2 protein-coding genes and 1 tRNA gene are annotated in these 3,454 nt (G+C 57.5%); 1 reads left to right on the top strand and 2 read right to left on the bottom strand.

Annotated features, from left to right (window positions below; all coding sequences use genetic code 11):
• Positions 1–386 precede the first annotated feature (386 nt).
• The gene (locus ACW81B_RS04930; protein WP_491579104.1) at positions 387–2,810 is read left to right on the top strand and encodes an AAA family ATPase; all 2,424 of its coding nucleotides are present in this window, start codon (positions 387–389) and stop codon (positions 2,808–2,810) included.
• Between the two features lie 38 nt (positions 2,811–2,848).
• On the opposite strand, the gene ACW81B_RS04925 is transcribed toward ACW81B_RS04930, so the two are convergent.
• Both ACW81B_RS04925 and ACW81B_RS04920 read right to left on the bottom strand, forming a co-directional pair.
• Positions 2,849–2,924: transfer RNA gene (locus ACW81B_RS04925), tRNA-Asn, on the bottom strand.
• A 62-nt stretch (positions 2,925–2,986) separates the two neighbouring features.
• A partial coding sequence (locus ACW81B_RS04920) for an aminotransferase class I/II-fold pyridoxal phosphate-dependent enzyme (RefSeq protein ID WP_491579103.1) occupies positions 2,987–3,454 on the bottom strand: 468 nt, incomplete at its 5' end.

Genomic DNA, 3,454 nt, shown 5'->3' with positions numbered 1-3,454 from the left:
CCTGTTCCACAGGCGCGGGTTCCGACTGTTTCACGGGTGGCGCAGGTTTTTTGATTTCGACTTCAACCGGAGCGCTGTCAATTTCGATCTGGATGGCTTCCTGGGCGAAAGCCGGAGGGTTCAGAAAAATTGCCCAGATCGCAAACTGGAATACCGGGTTTTTGGTCACGTGATGGCCTCCTGGCGGGGCTGCATGTTGCCGATGCCTGTCAACGGGGGCAAGAATCGGCAATGACAGGTGCCAAGTCAAGCACTTTTTGACAAAGAATCTCCGCAACCGCGGTTTCCGGCCGATGAAGGTACCGACAATTTTTTGATGTATGATCTAAAGGTTGCAATAATTTTCTATAATCCGGTCTACCCATACCAGGATCTCGCCCACTGAAATGCTCGATGTATACAGAAATTATTACGGGTTCACCGGCGAACCCTTCCGGCTGGGACCCGACCACCGTTTCTCCCTGCATCACGAAAGCTATGCCAATGCCAAGGCATATCTCGAATACGCTATTTTCCAGGGCGAAGGTTTTGTTGCTATAACCGGAGGCGCGGGCACCGGTAAGACTACCCTGATCGGTGAGATTCTGGCTGAACTGGATCAAAACAAGGTTCAGGTCGCAACGTTGACCAGTACCCAACTGGAGTCACGCGACCTGTTGCGGATGGTGGCTGGTTCGTTTGACCTGCACCCTGAAGACGCCAGCAAGGCCAGCCTGCTGACTGAAATAGAATCCTTCCTGGTACGCAAAATCCGTGCTGGTCAGCGAGCAATCCTGATCGTGGATGAAGCACAGGGCCTGTCCAAAGGCGCCCTGGAAGAGCTGCGCTTGTTGGCGAACCTTCAATACCGCTACCAGTTACTGCTGCAGATTTTCCTGGTTGGACAGGAAAACCTGCTGCGACTGATCAATGCGCCGGAAATGGAGCATCTCCAGCAGCGACTGGTGGCGGCCGCCTCGCTGGAAGCCCTGAACTTCGACGAAACCATTGACTATATCGAGCACCGGCTCAGCCGGGTAGGCTGGAAAGGCGATCCGGCGATTGACGAAGGCGCATTGCGCGAGATCTATTGCTACAGTGGCGGCATACCACGTCGTATTAACCTGATTGCCAATCGCCTGTTTCTGCAAGGCGGTCTGGAACAAAAGCACCGCTTTGATGCCGATGATACAGGTACCGTCATTCAAGGGTTGGTGGATGAGTTTCTGCTTGCTTCCGACCCCCCGATGACCGAGCGTGAGTTTTCACTGGCCACGGATGCCGGGGGGGCAGAAAGTTCACGCAGCCTGCCGCGCGACCATCAGGATACTTCCGGAGTGTCCCGGGGCACCGGAGATGAGAATCACAACACAGAGGATGCAGCAGATCCTGCAGACAAAGATCCGCATGGCGCGACACACAATAAGGCAGCCAATTCCATAAATTCAGGCAAGCCGGATGCATCAACATCTGCCGCCGGTAACAATCAGACAGTGCCGCTGAAAACAGAACCCCGGGCCGGGGCTGAAGCGTCAACAGAGGTGCCCGGCCCCCCTTCTGCACCGGAAGCCAGCAAGCGACGGGTTGGTCTGGAGCGCCCCGTGCCACCCCGCTCGAACGCTGACAGGTTGACGCGCCTGGTAAAGAAGGGTGATATAAAAAGCATTGTGTTGATCGCGGTTCTTCTGGTTGGGGCGGTATATCTGTTACGTGAGCCAGCCAATGATCAGCGTCCGCCTGAGGCGCCGGACCGGCAGGCGGTTGAAGCCGTTACGCAGGCCCAGCCGCAGCCGGGGCAAAAAGTTGAGAGAGAAACAGCGAAGGTGATGGATGATCTGACGAAAGAGGATCAGTTGACTGACAAGGCAGAAACATTGACTGGCGTAGCCGATGAGGATATGCCGGTAGCACCAGAGGTTGCCCACCAGGGTGAAGCTGTTGGTGAGCCATTACCCGACCTCGATGACAAGACCGTCGAAGCTGAAACGCCTTCTACAGAGGCTGCCTGGCCAGTGGCTGAAAAGAACAGCGAAAAAATCGAGACCACGGCACCAGCCAGATCCGGGCCTGAAGCCGTGACGATAACGCCAGTGGAGCCTGCGGCGCAAGCCAGTGCTGCTGCGCCAGTCAAGGCTGTTGTGCCGGTAAAATCCACGGTATCGACCGGGCGGCCTGCAGAGCCAGACAGGTCGCCACAGCCTGCAGATCATCGCAGCAAACCCGACAACGTCAGTGTCCAGATGCAACTTGCCCGTTTGAAGCAGGAGGCCGGGCGGAGGCTTGCGGCCCGTCAGGTGCAGGAAAAAGCAGAACTCAAACCAAAGTCTGAGCCAAAATCCGGGGCGGTTGCGAAGAAGCCTGATTCCGTTCCGGCAGACAAACCCTCCAGGATTGCCACCCCGGCCAGTTCGACGCCCGAGGAGGCAATTGCCACGCTCCTGGACGGCCGCTGGAGCAGTCGCGGAAAGCCGGCTTCGCTACTGCCTTCCGATACCACCTTTTGCGACAGACAGGATGACGGAATCCATTGCAGAAGTGTGCCTCAAAATGTCAAAACCCAATATGGCCTGGCGTTGTACAAGGTAGAAACAACACTGAGCGGGTTTTCGCCAGAGGGACATTTTGAAATGTCGTACCGCACACGGGTCAAGCTGGTGGGTGATGGTGTGGCAGGACGTAACAATACGCGCCCGGTATCAGGTGATGATGGCTGGCAGGTAAGTGTGTATTCCATGAGCTGTAAACTCAGTGATTCAAGCAAGGTATCGTGTGTAGACGGGAAGGGTGTAGTCCGCGAGTATCAACAAACAGGTCTGCACAAGCAACAGTAAAAAGGCCAGTGATGGTTTCACTGGCCTTTTGTCGCAGATGGCTCCCCGGGACAGGCTCGAACTGCCGACCTAGTGATTAACAGTCACCCGCTCTACCGACTGAGCTACCGGGGAATCGCGTTTCACGAAGCCGGGGATGATACGGAACTGCCCCCGGTTGGTCAACCGCGTGGGACTCAGCTTTCCAGTGCCCTGGCGATACGCCCCAGCGCGTCTTTCAGCGTGTCCATGCCGGTGGCGAAGGACAGGCGCAGGTAACCCGGTGCGCCAAAGGCGGAACCCGGCACCAGCGCCACCCCGGCTTCGTTCAGCAGGTGTTCCGCCAGTTCGACGTCATCGTTGATCCCGTCCAGCCGTTCAATCACGCTGCTGAGGTTGGGGAAAGCGTAGAAGGTGCCGTCCGCCTCGGCACAGCGCACGCCATCCAGCGCATTCAGTGCCGCAACCACATAGTCGTGTCGCTCGTGGAACGCCGCCAGCATGGGGGCGATACAGGACGGGTCGCCATCCAGGGCTTCCCGGGCTGCGGCCTGTGAGACGGCCGCCGGGTTCGAGGTGCTCTGCGACTGGATCTTCTTCATCGCCTGGATCAGTGGTTTCGGGCCGCCGGCATAGCCGATGCGCCAGCCGGTCATGGCATAGGC

Source organism: Thiogranum sp., assembly GCF_058323355.1.
This window is presented reverse-complemented; position numbering and strand designations above follow the sequence as displayed.